General features: G+C 45.2%; 17 protein-coding genes and 1 pseudogene. 12 read left to right on the top strand and 6 right to left on the bottom strand.

Going from position 1 to position 17,783, the window contains the following annotated elements:
- The first annotated feature begins 5 nt into the window (after positions 1 to 5).
- The 4 genes from gyrB (at position 6) to N2317_01415 (ending at position 6,802) form a co-directional block, all read left to right on the top strand.
- Positions 6 to 2,405: a DNA topoisomerase (ATP-hydrolyzing) subunit B gene (gene gyrB, locus N2317_01400; protein MCX7816152.1), complete on the top strand. Its 2,400-nt coding sequence runs from the start codon at positions 6 to 8 to the stop codon at positions 2,403 to 2,405.
- A 51-nt stretch (positions 2,406 to 2,456) separates the two neighbouring features.
- Complete coding sequence (gene gyrA / locus N2317_01405; GenBank protein ID MCX7816153.1) at positions 2,457 to 4,919, top strand: DNA gyrase subunit A; 2,463 nt, start codon at positions 2,457 to 2,459, stop codon at positions 4,917 to 4,919.
- Positions 4,900 to 5,334: an archease gene (locus tag N2317_01410; protein ID MCX7816154.1), complete on the top strand. Its 435-nt coding sequence runs from the start codon at positions 4,900 to 4,902 to the stop codon at positions 5,332 to 5,334. Before gyrA ends, N2317_01410 begins: the two co-directional genes overlap by 20 nt.
- Before the next feature lie 88 nt (positions 5,335 to 5,422).
- Positions 5,423 to 6,802 (top strand): RtcB family protein, encoded by a 1,380-nt coding sequence (locus N2317_01415; GenBank protein MCX7816155.1) that lies wholly within the window; start codon positions 5,423 to 5,425, stop codon positions 6,800 to 6,802.
- Here N2317_01415 and N2317_01420 read toward each other — a convergent pair whose 3' ends face one another.
- Entirely contained in the window at positions 6,803 to 7,489 is a 687-nt protein-coding gene (locus N2317_01420; GenBank protein ID MCX7816156.1) for a cytidylate kinase-like family protein, read from the bottom strand.
- Positions 7,490 to 7,673: 184 nt separating this feature from the next.
- On the opposite strand from N2317_01420, the gene N2317_01425 reads away from it, so the two are divergent.
- From N2317_01425 to N2317_01440, 4 genes are all read left to right on the top strand, one after another.
- Positions 7,674 to 8,924, top strand: coding sequence for a thiolase family protein (locus N2317_01425; protein ID MCX7816157.1), 1,251 nt, complete (start codon positions 7,674 to 7,676; stop codon positions 8,922 to 8,924).
- Positions 8,925 to 8,936: 12 nt separating this feature from the next.
- Positions 8,937 to 9,734: a gamma-glutamyl-gamma-aminobutyrate hydrolase family protein gene (locus tag N2317_01430; GenBank protein ID MCX7816158.1), complete on the top strand. Its 798-nt coding sequence runs from the start codon at positions 8,937 to 8,939 to the stop codon at positions 9,732 to 9,734.
- 59 nt (positions 9,735 to 9,793) lie between these two features.
- Complete coding sequence (locus N2317_01435; GenBank protein ID MCX7816159.1) at positions 9,794 to 11,005, top strand: MFS transporter; 1,212 nt, start codon at positions 9,794 to 9,796, stop codon at positions 11,003 to 11,005.
- A 73-nt stretch (positions 11,006 to 11,078) separates the two neighbouring features.
- Positions 11,079 to 11,981 carry an MBL fold metallo-hydrolase gene (locus N2317_01440; protein ID MCX7816160.1) on the top strand — a complete coding sequence of 301 codons (903 nt, stop codon included), beginning with the start codon at positions 11,079 to 11,081 and terminating at the stop codon, positions 11,979 to 11,981.
- Positions 11,982 to 11,996: 15 nt separating this feature from the next.
- Here the strand turns inward: N2317_01440 and N2317_01445 are convergent, their stop codons facing one another.
- Positions 11,997 to 12,473, bottom strand: coding sequence for a PaaI family thioesterase (locus tag N2317_01445; protein ID MCX7816161.1), 477 nt, complete (start codon positions 12,471 to 12,473; stop codon positions 11,997 to 11,999).
- A gap of 150 nt (positions 12,474 to 12,623) precedes the next feature.
- On the opposite strand from N2317_01445, the gene N2317_01450 reads away from it, so the two are divergent.
- The 3 genes from N2317_01450 (at position 12,624) to N2317_01460 (ending at position 13,666) form a co-directional block, all read left to right on the top strand.
- Positions 12,624 to 12,842: a hypothetical protein gene (locus N2317_01450; GenBank protein ID MCX7816162.1), complete on the top strand. Its 219-nt coding sequence runs from the start codon at positions 12,624 to 12,626 to the stop codon at positions 12,840 to 12,842.
- 2 nt (positions 12,843 to 12,844) lie between these two features.
- Complete coding sequence (locus N2317_01455; protein ID MCX7816163.1) at positions 12,845 to 13,054, top strand: hypothetical protein; 210 nt, start codon at positions 12,845 to 12,847, stop codon at positions 13,052 to 13,054.
- A gap of 270 nt (positions 13,055 to 13,324) precedes the next feature.
- Entirely contained in the window at positions 13,325 to 13,666 is a 342-nt protein-coding gene (locus N2317_01460; GenBank protein MCX7816164.1) for a hypothetical protein, read from the top strand.
- 28 nt (positions 13,667 to 13,694) lie between these two features.
- On the opposite strand, the gene N2317_01465 is transcribed toward N2317_01460, so the two are convergent.
- On the bottom strand, positions 13,695 to 14,150 hold the full coding sequence (locus N2317_01465; protein ID MCX7816165.1) for a hypothetical protein: 456 nt from the start codon (positions 14,148 to 14,150) through the stop codon (positions 13,695 to 13,697).
- Between the two features lie 84 nt (positions 14,151 to 14,234).
- On the opposite strand from N2317_01465, the gene N2317_01470 reads away from it, so the two are divergent.
- The gene (locus N2317_01470) at positions 14,235 to 14,690 is read left to right on the top strand and encodes an NAD(P)H-dependent oxidoreductase (protein ID MCX7816166.1); all 456 of its coding nucleotides are present in this window, start codon (positions 14,235 to 14,237) and stop codon (positions 14,688 to 14,690) included.
- Here N2317_01470 and N2317_01475 read toward each other — a convergent pair.
- The 3 genes and pseudogenes from N2317_01475 to lsrF form a co-directional block, all read right to left on the bottom strand.
- The gene (locus tag N2317_01475) at positions 14,687 to 15,883 is read right to left on the bottom strand and encodes a class II aldolase/adducin family protein (GenBank protein MCX7816167.1); all 1,197 of its coding nucleotides are present in this window, start codon (positions 15,881 to 15,883) and stop codon (positions 14,687 to 14,689) included. The two genes, N2317_01470 and N2317_01475, sit on opposite strands and share 4 nt — an antisense overlap.
- A 3-nt stretch (positions 15,884 to 15,886) precedes the next feature.
- Positions 15,887 to 16,915: a zinc-dependent dehydrogenase gene (locus tag N2317_01480; GenBank protein ID MCX7816168.1), complete on the bottom strand. Its 1,029-nt coding sequence runs from the start codon at positions 16,913 to 16,915 to the stop codon at positions 15,887 to 15,889.
- A 7-nt stretch (positions 16,916 to 16,922) separates the two neighbouring features.
- Positions 16,923 to 17,750 (bottom strand): annotated as a pseudogene (gene lsrF / locus N2317_01485) (3-hydroxy-5-phosphonooxypentane-2,4-dione thiolase).
- Positions 17,751 to 17,783: the final 33 nt, after the last annotated feature.

The raw sequence follows: 17,783 nt of genomic DNA on the forward strand, positions 1-17,783 counted from the left end.
AGGACATGACCACAAATGAATACGGTGCTGATAGCATAAAAATACTAGAAGGACTGGATGCGGTACGTAAGCGACCAGCAATGTATATAGGGAGCACGGGAAAAGAAGGGCTTCATCATCTTGTTTATGAGGTGGTTGATAACAGTATCGATGAGGCTGTTGCTGGTTTTTGCGATAACATTGTGGTTATTATAAGAGCTGATAACAGTGTAACGGTTGATGATAATGGGCGGGGTATACCTGTGGATATCCATCCTACGGAGGGGGTATCAGCGGCAGAGGTGGTTATGACTAAGTTGCATGCGGGTGCTAAGTTTACCAATGAGAGCTATAAAATTTCAGGTGGTCTGCACGGTGTGGGGGTATCCGTTGTTAATGCGTTATCATCGTACCTCGAACTTGAGGTAAGGAGGGATGGTTATGTTTACTATCAGGCTTATCGAAACGGTGTTCCCCAGGCACCTATTGAAAGAATAGGGAGCACAAGAGGAAGAGGGACGAAGATTACCTTTAAACCGAGCGAAGAGATATTCGAGGAAACGGAGTTTAGCTTCGATATACTTTCGAATCGTCTTCGTGAATTGGCTTTTTTAAACCCTGGTGTCCGAATAACTCTGATTGATGAGAGAAATGAGAAGAAGAATGAGTTCTTCTATAAAGGGGGAATAGTTTCTTTCGTAGAGTATCTTAACCGTAATAAAAAGGTTTTACACAAAGATCCCATATACATAAGTGGTACCAAAGATGACTGCATTGTAGAAGTAGCAATCCAGTACAACGATACATATGTGGAAAATGTTTTTGCTTTTGCAAATAACATAAATACCACTGAGGGTGGTACTCATTTAGCAGGCTTCCGTTCTGCTCTGACGAGGGCATTCAATAATTATGCGTTGAGTAACAATATTATCAAAGGGAAAGACTCTCTTAAAGGGGAGGACCTAAGGGAGGGTCTTACCGCTGTTATAAGTGTGAAACTTAAAAACCCTCAATTTGAGGGACAAACGAAGACAAAGCTAGGAAACAGTGAAGTCAAGGGGATAGTTGAGGGAATTGTTTACGAGAAGATTGGGACGTATCTAGAAGAGAATCCTTCAGTGGCAAAGATCCTGATAGGTAAGTGTGTAGAAGCAGCAAGGGCAAGAGAAGCTGCGAGAAGGGCCAGAGAATTGGCAAGGAAGAAGAATGCACTAGAAGTAGGATCTCTACCAGGAAAGTTGGCTGACTGTCAGGAGAAAGATCCAAAAAGAAGTGAGCTGTACCTCGTGGAAGGTGATTCCGCAGGTGGTTCGGCTAAGCAGGGGAGGGATAGACGTTTTCAGGCTGTTTTACCGTTACGGGGAAAGTTACTCAACGTGGAAAAGGCTAGATACGATAAGATGCTTCAGAATGAGGAAATAAAGGTTATCATCACAGCGTTAGGTACGGGGATCGGGAAAGATGACTTGGATATAGATAGAATAAGGTATCACAAAGTTATCATAATGACAGACGCAGATGTGGATGGACTGCATATAAGAACACTATTACTCACCTTTTTCTTTAGGCAGATGAGGGAGATAATTGAAAGAGGCTATCTGTACATTGCCCAGCCACCACTGTTTAGAGTAGCTGAAAGAAAGAAGGAGATTTACTTTACTGATGAGGAAAAACTCAGGGATCACATTCTTGAGAGCGGTGTAAACAGGTGTGTGATCTGTAAAGGGGAGAATGATTTTATCTCTGGAATTCAACTGTTTACGGTATTAAGAAAGGCTATTAGGATGAATTTCATTCTACAAAGGTTTAATCTAGAAGGTAGAGATAGTGCAATTATTCGAAAGTTAGCGGAAGATGGATCGTTTATGGATACGATCTTCAAGTCGAGGGTTGCTTTGAGTGATTTTGCTTCTCGGCTTCGGGAGAGTATGGATAGTAAAGTGAGGAAGTTTTGGGTTGAGCAGGATCAGGATAAAGGGGGGTATAAACTGATATTGGATGTAAATAACGAAGTCTCTAATGTTACCGTCGAAGTTGATAGGGATCTCTGCCGGTCACCGCGTTTTATGGAATTGCGTGAGTTGATGCTGGCAGTTTCCAGTATTGGTGAACCACCCTATGTGGTAATCGATAAGGAGCAAAAGCGGGAGAGAAGGGCAGTAGACATAAATGAACTTCTTGACATAACAATGGAATTGGGAAAGCGAGACATGAATATTCAGCGTTACAAAGGTTTAGGAGAGATGAATCCCGAGCAACTTTGGGAAACGACTATGAATCCTGAGAAAAGGACCCTTCTTCAGGTAAAGGTGGATGACGCAGTGATAGCTGACGAGATTTTCACCACTCTCATGGGCGATCAGGTGGAGCCTCGGAAAGAGTTCATTTACAGAAATGCCATATACGCATCCAACCTAGATTTCTGATTAGCTTAATCGTAGATACTGTATAACTTTTAAAAAAATCGAGGATGGGAGATGGAAGATCTGTATCAGAGGGTAATCCCTATTAACATTGAAGATGAGATGAAAAGGTCCTACATGGATTACGCTATGAGCGTAATCATCGGCAGGGCTATACCTGACGTTAGGGATGGGCTTAAACCCGTTCATCGTCGTGTGCTCTATTCTATGTATGAAATGGGTAACCGGTGGAATAGGCCGTATAAAAAATCTGCCCGTATCGTGGGGGATATAATTGGAAAGTACCATCCACACGGTGATGCGGCTGTCTACGATACTATTGTCCGCATGGCGCAGGATTTCAATATGCGATATCCTCTAATTGATGGTCAGGGAAACTTTGGATCTGTTGATGGTGATCCTCCAGCGGCTATGCGTTACACAGAGATCAGAATGGCTCGCATTTCCGAAGAAGTCCTCGTTGATATAGAGAAAGATACCGTGGACTTTGTACCAAATTACGATGCGTCTCTCATGGAGCCTACTATACTTCCAACAAGGGTTCCACTTTTACTACTTAATGGGTCATCGGGCATTGCAGTTGGTGTGGCGACTAACATACCTCCTCATAATATAAAGGAAATCATAGATGGTACTATAGCTCTCATAAAAAATCCTGATCTCACCGTGAAAGACTTGATGAAATATATACCCGGTCCGGATTTCCCGACCGCAGGGTTCATTAACGGTACCGAGGGAATAGCTTCCGCGTACGAAACGGGAAGAGGGGTTATCAAATTGAGAGCCCGGGCTGTCGTGGAGAGGAATCAGAGAAGCGATAGAGAAAATATCGTTATCACGGAACTTCCATACCAAGTTAACAAGGCTGCTCTTATCGAGCGGATTTCAGAGCTAGTGAAGGAGAGAAAAATAGAGGGTATTGCTGATTTGAGGGATGAATCTGACAGGGATGGTATCAGAGTTGTAATAGATCTAAAAAAAGATGAAGTAGCTTCGGTTGTGCTTAACCAACTCTACAAGCACACCCAGATGGAGACATCATTTGGTGTAATAATGCTAGCTATTGAAGGTAATCAACCACGCTTATTCAATTTAAAGGAAATTCTTACTAGTTTTATAGAGTTTAGAAAGCAGATTGTGTGCAGGAGGACAAGGTTTGAGCTGCAGAAAGCCGAGGAGAGGCTCCACCTGCTGGAAGGTCTCCTCGTGGCCATAAGAAACATCGATGGTATAGTGAGTCTCATAAAGAAGTCTAAAGATCCTCAGGATGCTTTGTCTGTCCTTTGTGATCGTTATAACTTAACCGAGGCTCAATCTAAGGCCATTCTTGATATGCGGCTACAACGTCTGACGAACCTCGAAAGGGACAAGGTCCTAGAGGAACACAACCAATTGATAAAAACGGTGCAGGATCTCCGAAGCGTTCTCGCGGATCCTCAGAGGATTTCTGAAATCGTAGTGAAGGAGTTGGAAAACATAAAGGAGCATTACGGGGATGAGAGAAGGACTGAAATTATTCCTAGTGCTGAAGATATAAACGTGGAGGATCTGATTGCTGAAGAAGAGGTGGTTGTGACTGTGTCCCACTATGGTTATGTGAAGCGCACTCCCCTGAGCCTTTATAGAATACAACGTCGGGGTGGACGTGGCAAGGTGGCGGTGGGAATAAGGGAGGATGATTTTGTGGAAAAGGTCTTCATCACCTCTACTCACGATTACGTACTTGTGTTCACCAATAGTGGCCGTGTTTACTGGTTGAAGGTGTATCAGATACCTGAGGCGGGGAGATCATCACGTGGGAAGGCAATAGTGAACATTCTGAACCTATCTTCGGAAGAACGAGTAGTTTCTATTTTGCCTGTGAAAGAATTCACGTCAGATTGCTACGTTATGATGGCCACTAAAAAAGGTATAGTGAAGAAGACGGTGCTTTCCGCTTTTTCTAATCCGAGGAGTGCCGGAATAATTGCCGTTAATGTGGAGGAGGGTGATGAACTTATTGGTGTTCAGCTGACGACGGGCGGTAATGCTGTTTTTCTAGGTACGCGAGCTGGAATGGCTATAAGATTTAGTGAAGGGGAAGTTCGAGATATGGGAAGAGTTGCCAGGGGTGTTCGGGGTATCACGTTGACCCGTGATGACTCGGTGGTTGCTATTGAGATCCCTGATGAGAGAAATACTATTCTTACTGTAACTGACAAGGGATTTGGGAAGAGGACTCCAGTGGTGGAATACAGACTTCAGGGTCGTGGAGGAAAGGGCATAATCAATTTTAGGACGGGTACAAAAGTTGGCAACGTCTCGGCCATATGTGAAGTGTCGGGCGATGAAGAGGTTATCCTTGTGAGTGACAGGGGTAAGTTGATGCGTGTCCGAGTAGATGAGATACCTGTTATTCATCGCGCTACACGTGGAGTAAAACTTATTGATCTAGAGATAGATGAGAAACTTGTTTCGGTGGCCCGTGTGGAAAAGGATGGTGAGAGGTTAGAAGAGAATGGGGAAGGGAAGTCATAAACAGGACTTCTTTCGGATTTTTAACCATACCGCTGATCTTGGAGTGGAAGTTTGGGGGCAGGACAAAGAAGATTTGCTAGTGAAGGCAGCTACTGCTCTTGTGAATCTTATAACACCATCACCTGTGACGGCGGAGGAGAAGGTTAGCCTTCATGTAGAGGGAATGGATGATCTCGATCTTTTCGTGAATTTTCTCCGAGAGATACTTTATCTATTTAACGGTAAGCGTTTCCTTGCGTCAAGGATAGAAATATTGAGATGTGAGGGTAAAGAAATAGTGGCAGACGTCTGGGGTGAGAGGTTTGATCCGGCGAAGCATGAGATATCAAAGGAAATTAAGGCTGTAACGTATCATCAAACTCTTTTTGCCCCCATTTCGGGGGTTTGGAAGGGTCGTTTTGTTGTAGACGTTTAGAAAGGAGTTATGAAAGGAGGAATACGCTGTGTTACCGGGTTTGGAAAAAATCGACGATTATAGATGGCTGATACCTCGCAGTGGGAAAATGCGAGTTCCAGGAGTTATATATGCAGATGAAAAACTTCTTACTATTATGAAAGGAGATGAAAGTCCAAAGCAGGTGGCCAATGTGGCCCATCTTCCTGGGATAGTTAAATATTCACTGGCTATGCCCGATGTTCACTGGGGCTATGGGTTTCCCATAGGCGGTGTAGCTGCATTTGATGTTGAGGAAGGGATCATTTCTCCTGGCGGTGTTGGTTACGACATAAACTGTGGATGCCGAGTTTTGACGACAAACCTCGAGTTCCGCGAAATAAAAGATAAGATGAAAGAACTTGTGTCTGTGCTCTACGAATATATACCATCAGGGGTTGGTTCTACTGGGGATCTCAAACTTTCGGTGAGAGAAGTAAAACGTGTGCTGGATGAAGGAGCTCTTTGGGCCGTCAGGCAAGGTTATGGAACTTATGAAGATCTGGATGCCACTGAGGATAGCGGACGAATGGAAGGTGCCGATCCGGAAAAAGTAAGTGAAAAGGCTCTGGAACGTGGTCGTGAACAGCTGGGTACTTTAGGTTCAGGAAATCATTTTTTGGAGGTAGAGATAGTAGAGGAGATATTCGATGAAGAAGCGGCGAGAGTATTCGGTTTACGTTTGGGACAAGTAACAGTGTTCATACACAGTGGGTCCCGTGGCCTTGGTTATCAGATATGCGATGATTACCTCTCCTTGATGGTAAAACAGATTCCCAACCTTGATTTTGATTTGCCCGACAGACAGTTGGCTTGTGCGTACATAAACTCCAAAGCAGGTCAGGATTATCTGGCGGCTATGGCGTGTGCGGCAAATTACGCCTGGGCAAACAGACAAATGCTAACTCACTGGACGAGAGAGGCTTTTGAGAAAGCGCTGGGTATTTCCCCCGCTGATCTAAACATGGTGCTCCTTTACGATGTCTGTCATAACATTGCCAAACTAGAAACGTTTATAGTGGATGACAAGGAGAGAAAATTATGTGTCCACAGGAAAGGGGCAACGAGAGCTTTTCCACCTGGACATCCCAATGTTCCCCTCCGTTACCGATCGATTGGGCAACCGGTGTTGATTCCCGGGGATATGGGTACAGGGTCCTACATTCTTGTGGGTACGGATTTAGCGTTCAATGAGACCTTTGGAAGTGCCTGTCATGGGGCGGGTAGGGTTATGAGCAGGTCGCAAGCGCTCAAGGCTAGTAAAGGGAGAGCAATCCATAAAGAACTGCTCGATAGAGGTGTGGTAGTCATGGCGGCAGGTAAAGAGACCCTTCGGGAGGAAATCCCAGAGGCCTATAAACGGGTTGATGATGTGGTGGAAGTTGTACATAAGGCCGGTATCGCCAGAAAAGTTGCCCGCTTGAGAGCTGTAGGCTGTATAAAAGGTTGATCATTTTCCTTCCTGCCAGGACTTGAATGCTGCGACTATGGCATTTACAGCGCCGTCAATAGTAATGTGGCTCATGTTTATTATGATGTCGTAGTGTTGAGGATCGGTAATATCCTGATTGAAGTACTTCCTTACGAAGGCGCGACGGTCTGCTTCGGTTTTCATCAGGTAGCGTTCTGCTTCGTCTCTGGTGGTTCTTAATAGGTTTTTTATCTTTACCTCATGGGATGCTATTATTCTTACTCTGAATGTCTCTTCCTCCGGGAGTATGAAATTTGCGCCTCTTCCCAAAATAATGGCATTTCCATGCCTACCAATGGTGGTGATCACCTTAGTGAGATGGCGCAGATATTTATCGGGCCAGAGATGGCGAGTCTCAAAGAGCGAGTTGATCCAGTCATCCCGTTTACTTATCTCTTTCTCATCTAGGGACCTGACTACTTTTTCACTCATCTCAGCGCTTTCGGCAACCATTTGGATGATTTTTCCTCCAAAAAGGTCCATGCCGAGTATTTCGGCTAGTTTCTGGGCAATTTTAGTACTGCCACAACCAGGTTCTCTGGATATTGTGATGACCGGGCGAGGTTTACTCTCCTCTTTTTTCTCCTTTCTTTCCATTTGGGAAACGTTCCATCGAACCAGTTGTTCTTCTACCAGTTCCCATACTGCACGGGTCTTCTTGACCATGTCTGTTCCTCCTTTTTTGCACCATATTGACAGAGAAAACTCGGTGTGTCAAGAAGGGCAAGCTGCGTTATTTTTGCAATCGACCGTTAAAAGACCAAATTTAGATTGAAAGGCGGGAAATTATCGTTTAGAAGGAAGGGCGAATGTTAAAGCCATTAAAAAAACGGTACGGGAGGAGATTTTTATGAAATATGTCGTAATAGTTTCTGCATGTAGGACCGCGATTGGGGCGTTTGGTGGTGCACTTAGAGATGTGAACCTACCGACTATTGGATCGGTAGTTATGAGGGAAGCTGTTAAAAGAGCAGGTATTGATCCCGCAATGATTGACGATGTTCGTTTTGGTTGTTGCCGTGAACCTTCAGATGCGTTGAATGTTACGCGGGTGGCAGCATTGATGGCAGGTATTCCTGAGACGGTTACAGCAGCGACAGTTAACCGTGTTTGTATATCGGGTATGGAGGCGGTTGTTTCGGGTGCGGCAATGATCAAGGCTGGAATGGCCGACATTGTCCTTGCTGGAGGAATGGAGCACATGTCTGGTATTGCTTATTCAGTGCCTGCAGCCCGTTGGGGGTGTCGCCTCCAGGATCATGTATTTGTAGATGATCTTATTCATGCCCTTCATGCAGGTTCCCATTTTCTTCCGGGATTAGAGAATGGACCTGTTAAAGAAGGACCCATTGTCGAGCTCTATAGAGGCAAACCGTATATTATGGGGGTTACGGCGGAGCTTATCGCTTACAAGTATAACCTGAGCAGGGAAGAAATAGATGAAGTGGCATTGCGGAGTCACAACAATGCTGAAAGGGCTACTAATGAAGGTGATTTCAAGGAAGAAATAGTACCGATTGAAATACCCCAAAAGAAAGGCCAGCCACCGAAGATCTTCGATAAGGATGAACATTTTCGACCAGGTCTGACGATGGAAGCTTTGGCTACATTACCCCCTGCTTTCATACCCAAGATTGGTAAAGTCACCGCTGGTAATTCTTCAGGTATTAATGATGGCGCGGCAGCGATGGTAATTATGTCCGCGGAGAAGGCAGAGGAATTGGGTATCAAACCCATTGCCCGCATTGTGGGTGTAGGCCGGGGGGGTTGTCATCCCTCAATTATGGGTCTTAGCCCTGTTCCTGCTGTACGAAATCTTCTTGAGAGGACTGGGTTGAAGCTCTCTGATTTTGAGCTAATCGAGGTGAATGAGGCCTTTGCCGCGCAATACCTAGGAGTGGAGAGAGAGTTGGGTCTCAATAGGGAAATCACCAACGTAAACGGTTCAGGTTGTGGACTCGGTCACCCGGTTGGAGCTACAGGTTGCCGTATCATGGTTACTCTAATTCATGCAATGAAGAAAAGGGGAAAGACTCTAGGTTTGGCAACACTTTGCGGCGGCGGAGGTGTTTCTCTAGCCACAGCTATCGAAATGTTGTGAAGGTCAACGAATGTGGAAGAAAGGAGACCACTCATTGGGTTAAACATGAATCTTACCCCTTCCGACGATGATGAAGAGGGGGAATTGAGTGTATCTTTCAGCTATGTGAAAGCTGTAGAAGGAGCGGGTGGAATTCCCCTGTGCCTTCCAGTTCTTGAAAGTGTAAGGGCCATCCGGTTGGTAGTTAACCTGCTGGATGGCTTTATGTTCATAGGGGGGAATGATTATGATCCCCGTCACTATGGGGGGAGGGCTCAACCTCCAGAAGAGTTGGTTGATCCCCGTCGGGATCGTTTTGATGTAGCTCTGATGAAGTATGTTCTGGAGGAGACAGAGATGCCCATTTTGGGGATATGTGGAGGTTGTCAATTATTGAGTATTGCCCGTGGAGGTGCTCTGGTTCAGGATGTTTCCCGGGACTGGCAATTGAGAAATGGTCCGCCTTTACCTCACAGTGAGAGACAACGGGAAGAAGAGGGTTCAGATGAATATCGCCATGATGTTCATGTTGCTCCAGAGAGTTTGCTGGCAGAGATTGTGAGGACAAAGGATAAGGGACTGATTTCTGTTAATTCTTTTCACCACCAGGCAATTGATCCAACGCGATCTGGTAGGGATCTCAGAATTTGTGCATGGAGTGAAGATGGTGTTGTCGAAGCGGTGGATGCTCTACCTGGAACATCCCTTGCAAGAAATGGGCGCTTTATTCTTGGGGTGCAATGGCATCCGGAGAGGATGCTAAATGATCCACTCCAGCGTCTTATATTTGCCTCATTTGTGAAGGCTGCGGAAGCCTTTTCCAAAAGGTAATGATGGTCCATTACCTCTGTAAATCCTTTAAAGTTTACGCAAGCCGACGGATGTTTCTCATGGCTGTTCTGGGTTTTTCATCGGGATTACCTCTCTCTTTAACAGGATCAACTCTTTCCGCGTGGCTCGTATCTAAGAATGTTGATGTAAAGACTATTGGTATTTTTGCTCTGGTCGGACTTCCCTACGCCTTTAAATTTTTCTGGTCACCCTTTTTGGATCGCTTTGCTCTACCATTCCTCGGGAGAAGACGGGGATGGATGTTTACCACACAGGTTGGCCTCATGGTTTTCATTGCCTCAATGGGATTGTGGGACCCTTCACACGAGCTGAGAATGATTGCCTTCTTTGCACTGGCTATTTCTTTTCTTAGTGCAAGTCAGGATATAGTGCTGGATGCTTACAGAACAGAAATTTTGGAAAAAGAGGAACGGGGAGCAGGTGCGGGTATTTGGATTCTCGGTTATCGTACGGCCATACTTGTAAGTGGAGCCTTTGCACTTGTGCTTTCTGATTTTGTTAACTGGACTGCCGTTTTTTTTATCTTAGGGCTTTTTATGATGGTGGGTATCTTAGCCACAATTGCGAGTTCTGAACCTGTATTCTTGAATGATGGTTCTAGGGAATGTGTTTCAGCACCGCTTACAGTGAAGGAAGCAGTCATAATGCCGTTTATAGATTTCCTCAGGAGACCAGGGGCTTTCGAGGTGCTTTTGTTTCTCGTGATTTACAAGATAGGCGATGTGGCGGCAGCGCAAATGACAACCCCCTTTATTCTCCATCATATCGGTTTCAGTCGAGCGGAAATGGGGGTAATATTTAAGGGATTGGGGATGGGTGCAACTATCGCGGGAAGTATTACCGGAGGAGCACTTATGACCCGCTGGTCGCTGAAAAAGTCCCTTTTCATCTTTGGAGTTCTCCAGGGGGTTAGTACGCTGGGTTTTCTCATTCTGGAGGTTACAGGCCGGAATGTATGGGCACTAGGTTTGGTTATCGCCCTGGAGAATATCTCTGGAGGAATGGGAACGACGGCTTACATCGCTCTGCTCATGTCGCTTTGCAATGTACGATATACAGCCACGCAGTATGCCCTTTTGAGTAGTGTTATGTCTTTGGGTCGGTATTTAACCGGTGCCCCGACGGGTTACATTGTAGATTATATGGGGTGGGTGGCTTTTTTTGTTGTCTGTACCCTTGCATCCGTACCTGCTCTAATTTTGTTATCCCGTTATGAACGCTGGAATGTGAATGTTTCTAGAAATGTTTGAAATTTCTACAATGCTGATTGACAGTTTGGAAGATTTTCCCTATGTTTTCTAAAATTCGGAAGGAGGGATATTTATGAGGCATCGAGAGCCGGGTCAGATTACGGAACATCTTTGGTATCTCGGACGTGAAGAAGCAGGTGTTTACGTTCTTGAAGGAACAAAAGGGAGTGTTATTATCAACGGCGGTGTGAGTTATATTTTGCCTGACGTGCTGGGGCAGATAGAGAAATTTGGTATCGATATTGACAAGATAAACAAGATGCTTATCCTGCACTCCCATTTTGATCATGTGGGGATTGTTCCGTATTTTAAGCGCACATACCCTCATATAGATATTTACGCTTCTGAACAGGCGTGGAAAGTCTTGAAGATGCCCAAGGCTATAAACATCATTAACGAGTTCGGAATGCTGTTGGCAAGACAGATGGGGAGGGAGGAGGAGTTGAGAGCTTATGATTGGGAGTGGCGTGATGATGTGTCCGGAGCTACTGTGGGAGAGAGGGATAGAATCGAACTGGGTAACTTTACTTTAGAGATTATGCATACACCGGGGCACACTAACTGTTCCGTTACAGCTTATGAACCCAACATTAAAGCGCTCTTCGCCTCCGATGGAGGTGGTATACCGTTTCGTGATACAACTTTTCCTTCGGCGAATACTAATTTCGATGAGTATGCAGCGAGTCTGGAACGCCTTTTACCATTGAGGGTTGACTACCTCTGTGCGGATCACTACGGATATATAACAGGTGAGGAAGCCCAAAATTTCATCGCATTTACGCTAAGTGAAACGAAGAAGCTAAGAACCTATATGGAGGATGTTTTGAAACAAACAGGTGGAGATCTGGAAAGAGCAACGCGATTGGTTGCGGATGATTTCTATGAGAAAATGCCAGGATACTTCATAACGGGTGAGATTCTGGAGGGTGTTTTCAAGCAGATGCTTAAATATCTCTCCAAGAATCTCGCGCAATGAGACAGTAGAGTGGATTCACGCTGTTTCCGGGAGGAATTTTGGGGGAAGTTGTGGGGCCCCCGCAAGACCGTGGCCGGGGAGAACTACCAATGTGGATGTTCCGTGGGAGATGATCTTTCCTCTCTCATCGAATATGGTGGCTTCTGTGAGGCCAATCGTTTTTCCCATTTTTATGCAGCGACCTCTTACGGTTAACATACCAGATTTGAATGGAGCAAGGTAGTTAACTTTTAGGTCGGTAGTTGTAATACCTACATCTTCGTCAAGTTGACAGTAAGCCGACCAGAAGGCGGCCGTATCGATAACCGAAGCGCATAAACCTCCATGAACGAAACCGAATGCTTGCAGGTGTTTTTCCATGACGTTTAACGTAACTACCGAATAGCCTAAACCCATGTCTCGCAGTTCCATTGAGAGAAGCTTGAAGTATGGGCTCGAATTAACGTACTTACAGACTGCCTCCACATGCGCCGGATTTAGTTTTCTCTCCATTTTGTTCCCTCCTTTTCCCCAAAGAAGCTTAATCGTACTTATAACTCAAGTCTGATCCTACTGCAATAATTGAACACCCTTTTTAAATGACCACAAGTGACGAGTTATTTGAACTTGCCATTTCTATGCTGTTCTGTTAATGGAATTGACATGCGAGTTGTAAAAGAAGAAAAAATGGGGTGCGGGTTTTGCAAAGCTCATGAAGCCATCATTTACTGTGATGGTTGTGAAATTCCTCTCTGTGAAAAATGCCGCGATTTTGATCTTTGGGCGTACGGTTGCGGCCATGTAAACACGAAAGTTTTCTGTCCCGTCTGCAAAAACAGTGTACGTGTGAACCCGTACGGTGCCTGGTATAGGGAGGGTTAAAGATGGCAGAGGTATGCAGTGTATGCGGGTCTGTGAATATTTTCGCCCGCTGTGCCGATTGCCGCAAGCCTCTTTGTGAACGATGTGCCCGGTTCGAACTACTAGCAGAAGGTTGTGGAACAGTGGTACCGGTGTATTTCTGTCCCACGTGTGTTGTGGATCCACTCGTTAATCCCAACGCTATTTTCTGGGAAATGAAGGCGCGAAACTAGTCAAAGTGATAACTCCCCTGTCTCGTAGGGCGGCGACTCCTGGATTGCTGGGAAAGTGGAAAAGTCTTTTGCATTATCTCTCATTCTTACAACTCATAGGACAATCATAAAATCGGGGTTTTGTCCGGCTGAATTTTATACGAGTTAATATTGCCTCCTCGTATATTTTTTCCGACTGTTTCTTTGAAGATACATGAAGTTAAGTCCAAAAAAGAGATGCTTTTCCCCTTTCTTTATGGTACTCATAGTTCAAAAAAGAGGAGTTCTCTCATGAGCCAGGAAGAGAAGCCTTTAAACCAGATTAAGATGGATGCTAATAACCTTTACCGGGAGGAAGTGATCACAGATCTAAAGGTAGGTAATATTCGCCAGTTTGTCCCCGTGAAGGCTAATGGTGAGATTGATAAGAAGCGGAAGACGCTATATTTTGGGCAAACACAGGTAATAACTCCTCACGGACCTCTACCCATTCAGTTCCCCATTGATGCGAAGAACCTTCAACAGGCGATCGAAAAGTTTCCTGAAACCATGAGCATATTTATTGAGAGAATGGTGGCTGAGGCAAGAGAGAGACAGAGAGAGGAGCAACATCGGATAATAGTTCCACGATAAAGGGGACCTGCGGATTTTTTGAGGATGGTTATTGCGTCTTAGGCGTCTCGCACACAGCGTTGCGTAATGCCTCCCAGAGACTACCCGGTTTTATAAGTTGCCAGGGAGCGCCGGGATTTCTTTTTTCAAGGAGAACGTTACCCTTTTTGTCAAAGTAAACTATTTTCAGGTGTCGTATCCGATCTCCGCTACAATTGATCTCTTTCTGAAGTTCTATATGGGAAAGATCCTCTACGGATTTTTGAGCCTTTACGAAATCTTTTTTCAGATTTTTACGCAAAAGATTGTTCTTGGCAGGTTTTATACGTGACCAAACGTTTAGAGTTCCACCTCTGATGGGTTTTGTTCTTGTCATGTCTACGTATAGTGCATCTCTAAAGCGGGTAAATCCGATGAACCGCCATTTACCTTCTTCTGCTTTGACTGTGGAGACTATCCAGATTATAAAAAATGTTGTTGTAAAGAGGAAAAATTTTTTTCGCATTTACACTTCGCTTTACAGGGCTCTCTTGCATTTATAGTGCATTTCTAGTAGAAACGCTACTGGAATTGTCAGGGGTATGTTTAAATGACTAAGATTTTGATCGTCTTTTCCTCCCAAACGGGTAATACCGAACTTATGGCGAGAGCTGTTGCGGAGGGGGCTCTGGCGATCGAAGGGACGGAGGTAATTTTGAAAAGAGCCCAGGATGCATCTCTCGAGGATTTGCTGGAGGCAGATGGTTTAGCAATTGGGTCGCCGGAGAATTTCGGTTATATGGCAGGCTTGGTGAAGGATTTTTTTGATCGCACTTTCTATCCAGCCCAGGGAAAGGTATTTCGTAAGCCTTTTGTGGTTTTTATCAGTGCAGGAAATGACGGTACAGGGGCTCTAAAGTCTATTGAGAGAATTGCGCTTGGCTATAAATTCCGGTCCGTTTATGCCCCTGTTATTGCCCGGGGAGCAATTACTGAAGAAATCCTTGAGCGTTGCCGCGAATTGGGCAGCGTATTGGCGGCAGGGTGTCGGGAGGGTATTTTTTAGATACCCACAGAGATGTCTATACCTTTTTTTCTGAGTAACGAGATATAAGCTTCGAGACAGACGTTTTCCACATTTTGAAGTTTGATTATTGCTTCATTGAAATCTATGCGACCTGCGGTGAAAACGCCATGACCCAGAGCAATTGCGGCGCCTGCTCGGGCAACGGCGGGGGGAACGCTTTGATTGAGCCCTAGAGGTCCACCACCGGTATTTCCTGAAACTACGGGAATGTCCCCCAATGACCTGTGTTGCGGGCACTTTATGTGACAATTCTCCCTATAAGCACAGAGGGATTTTTCGGGGCAGTTTAGAGACATGACTACTGCGAAAAGGGGATGGGCGTGACATACAGCTTTATGTGTTGTATTTATCATAATACCCCGATGTGTGGGGTACTCAGTTGAAGCTTCGGGGGGTTGAGTTTCCCATTCCAGAGGAACTTGTGTTATTTGACCGGTTAATTCGCTTAATGGAGCTCCTCTTTTCGAGATATAGAGTGTGTTGCCCAGTCTGTAAGAGATGTTTCCAAAATTTGCATCCACCAAACCGGTAGTTACCATGTATAAACCAGCTTCTGCCATTGCTGCCTTGATCTTTTCCTCATGATAGAAGGGACCGTTCATAAGTTTTACTTCTTGGTTGATTTCCCTTCTATGAGACCAGAGCAAACTTTCTAGGTTGTTTTTAACTTTCTCCCCGTTTTGTTCTTGTATCCCTTTGCTTACAATATCGGTGAAGAATTTAACCGAACAGGAGAAGCAAAGGGCACATAGAAGGGTATAAGCAAAGTCTAGATTGTTTCTGGTGGTTATTATGACACTTCCGTTACGGACAATGACTACTCTCCCTTTTGCCAGGGCCTCGAGCAGAGTTTCTACTTCCGGAGTATTGCAGATTAAGATTTCCTTGATTAACACAACTGATTCGTAGTCCTCAGGTTTAATGGCTTTCCCATTGGATGTGTAAACAAGGTAATCTATTATACACTTGAAAGGCTCAATGGGATGGGCCCATATAATTGCTTTTTTCTTGAGTTTTTTTATCAACGTTTCTACGATTTTCTTTTCATTATTTCCCTTTCCTAGAATTTGAACTGAATCACTCTCTTCTATGCCTATGATCAACGAATCTTTTTCAAATAATCCCTTTTTATGTATTTTTTCTGCGTATTTTTCGACGGCGTACGATGTCATAAATTAACCTGCATGTGGTAAAATTATGACCTTCATCGATTCTCCCCCCTGAGAGACGAGTTGGAATCCTCTGGCGATTTCTTTGAGGGGTAGACAGTGGGTGATGAGTTCCTTTACCCTGACCCTTCCATAGCGGATCATCTCGATGGCTTCAATGGCATCCAGGGGGGCATTTCCATAAGAGGACAACAGTTTGATCTCCTGGCGCCAGAGCTCACTGAGGGGCAATGACAGACATTGATCAGGGGGAGTGGTGGCAAAGCAGAGTACGGTGCCTCCACGGTCTACACATTTAATTGCTTGTTCGAAGGCGTTAAGGACACCGGCACATACTATTACTACGTCAGCAAGACGACCATCGTTGTTTTCCCTTACCCAAAAGGGTAAATCCGTGTAAGCATCAGTTACTGCATGGGCACCCATATGCGCGGCAAATGAGCGGCGGAACGGATGGACGTCTGTAGCGAGTATTTTTCCCGCCCCTAAAGCTTTGGCAAGTAAAATGTGGAGAATACCGGCGACACCGCATCCCAGTACCAGAACCGACTGTCCAGGTTTCAAGGTGGCATTTCTCTGTCCCCTTATGGCACAGGCGAGTGGTTCAATGAAGACCCCTTCTTCAAAGGTTATCTCTTCGGGGAGGGGGAAAACACCGCGATCCACATTTAGGGGTGGGATCCTGATGAATTCTGCGAACCCACCTGGATCGTAGTTTGTTGTGTGAAGAGTTTCACACGCTGTGTGATGTCCCCGCAGACAGTAGTAGCAGGTGTTACACGGGATATGGTGGGAAACAAATACCCGTTGACCCACAAAGTATTTTTTAACCTGATCACCGACGGCGGCTATGATTCCCGAGATTTCGTGACCGAGAACGAGCGGTGCTTTTTTGATCCTGTACCATTCCATTACATCGCTGCCACATATACCGCTGGCCATAACTTTCACGAGAATTTCGTTCGGTCCAATGTTTGGTGTGGGTCTTTCCTCAATGCGGATATCGTTGTTATTGTAATATACGGCTACTTTCATGAGATTCTCATTTTGAAACCCTTTTTTTACGTTTATTCTTTTCCTCCATTTCCTTAAGTTCATTGTATATCTGGAATGCCTGTTTTGGTGTAGCATTTTCGTGAACAATAGCTCTTAAGGATCTCATCATTGCAACTGGATGGGGGTTTTGCCAGACGTTTCTCCCTAGGTTGAGACCGACAGCACCTTTTTTGATCCCATCGTAAACGAACTCCATAACTTCAAGTTCGGTTTCACATTTAGGTCCTCCCGCCATAACCACGGGCACAGGGCAACCTTCTACGACCTTTTCAAACTCCGGACACCAGTAGGTTTTCACAACCCTTGCACCTAATTCTGCGGCAATACGAGAAGCGAGGGCAAGGTAACGGGCGTCTCTTTTCTCCAGTTCCTTCCCCACAGCGGTGACTGCCATTACAGGGATACCATAATCCTCGCATTTATTAACCATTTCCGCCAGATTGATCAGGGTTTGGCGCTCGTAACTGCTTCCTATGAAGATAGAAACTCCCACTGCTGTGGCATTCAAACGGATTATTTCTTCGATGGATGTGGTTAGAGCTTCATTGGCGAGATCTTCTCCCACTATGCTTGTGCCTCCAGAAACGCGTAGTATTATGGGCACGTTGCACTCCGGCGGCACTGCCGATCGTAGCACTCCCCGTGTTACGAAAAGGGCGTCGCAGTATTGTAGTAGGGGTTTAATTGTTTCACCTGGTTTCTCGAGACAGGTTGTGGGGCCCTGAAAATATCCGTGGTCAATGGGTAAAAAGAAACAGCGACCATTAGGTTGTATAAGCCGTGACATCCTGTTTTTCATTCCCCAGTCCATTGTTTTCCCCCCTCTTGTTAGTTTTCTAGATTATTT

The organism is Syntrophales bacterium (assembly GCA_026417625.1).
Classification (GTDB): Bacteria; Desulfobacterota; Syntrophia; order Syntrophales; family UBA8958; genus JAOACW01.

What these genes read in the sequence shown, in the direction of transcription:
- gyrB (MCX7816152.1), top strand. Translation starts at nt 6, where the DNA reads ATGACCACAAATGAATACGGTGCTGATAGCATAAAAATACTAGAAGGA.
- gyrA (MCX7816153.1), top strand. Translation starts at nt 2,457, where the DNA reads ATGGAAGATCTGTATCAGAGGGTAATCCCTATTAACATTGAAGATGAG.
- N2317_01410 (MCX7816154.1), top strand. Translation starts at nt 4,900, where the DNA reads ATGGGGAAGGGAAGTCATAAACAGGACTTCTTTCGGATTTTTAACCAT.
- N2317_01415 (MCX7816155.1), top strand. Translation starts at nt 5,423, where the DNA reads ATGCGAGTTCCAGGAGTTATATATGCAGATGAAAAACTTCTTACTATT.
- N2317_01420 (MCX7816156.1), bottom strand. Translation starts at nt 7,489, where the DNA reads ATGGTCAAGAAGACCCGTGCAGTATGGGAACTGGTAGAAGAACAACTG.
- N2317_01425 (MCX7816157.1), top strand. Translation starts at nt 7,674, where the DNA reads ATGAAATATGTCGTAATAGTTTCTGCATGTAGGACCGCGATTGGGGCG.
- N2317_01435 (MCX7816159.1), top strand. Translation starts at nt 9,794, where the DNA reads ATGGCTGTTCTGGGTTTTTCATCGGGATTACCTCTCTCTTTAACAGGA.
- N2317_01440 (MCX7816160.1), top strand. Translation starts at nt 11,079, where the DNA reads ATGAGGCATCGAGAGCCGGGTCAGATTACGGAACATCTTTGGTATCTC.
- N2317_01445 (MCX7816161.1), bottom strand. Translation starts at nt 12,473, where the DNA reads ATGGAGAGAAAACTAAATCCGGCGCATGTGGAGGCAGTCTGTAAGTAC.
- N2317_01450 (MCX7816162.1), top strand. Translation starts at nt 12,624, where the DNA reads ATGCGAGTTGTAAAAGAAGAAAAAATGGGGTGCGGGTTTTGCAAAGCT.
- N2317_01455 (MCX7816163.1), top strand. Translation starts at nt 12,845, where the DNA reads ATGGCAGAGGTATGCAGTGTATGCGGGTCTGTGAATATTTTCGCCCGC.
- N2317_01460 (MCX7816164.1), top strand. Translation starts at nt 13,325, where the DNA reads ATGAGCCAGGAAGAGAAGCCTTTAAACCAGATTAAGATGGATGCTAAT.
- N2317_01465 (MCX7816165.1), bottom strand. Translation starts at nt 14,150, where the DNA reads ATGCGAAAAAAATTTTTCCTCTTTACAACAACATTTTTTATAATCTGG.
- N2317_01470 (MCX7816166.1), top strand. Translation starts at nt 14,235, where the DNA reads ATGACTAAGATTTTGATCGTCTTTTCCTCCCAAACGGGTAATACCGAA.
- N2317_01475 (MCX7816167.1), bottom strand. Translation starts at nt 15,883, where the DNA reads ATGACATCGTACGCCGTCGAAAAATACGCAGAAAAAATACATAAAAAG.
- N2317_01480 (MCX7816168.1), bottom strand. Translation starts at nt 16,915, where the DNA reads ATGAAAGTAGCCGTATATTACAATAACAACGATATCCGCATTGAGGAA.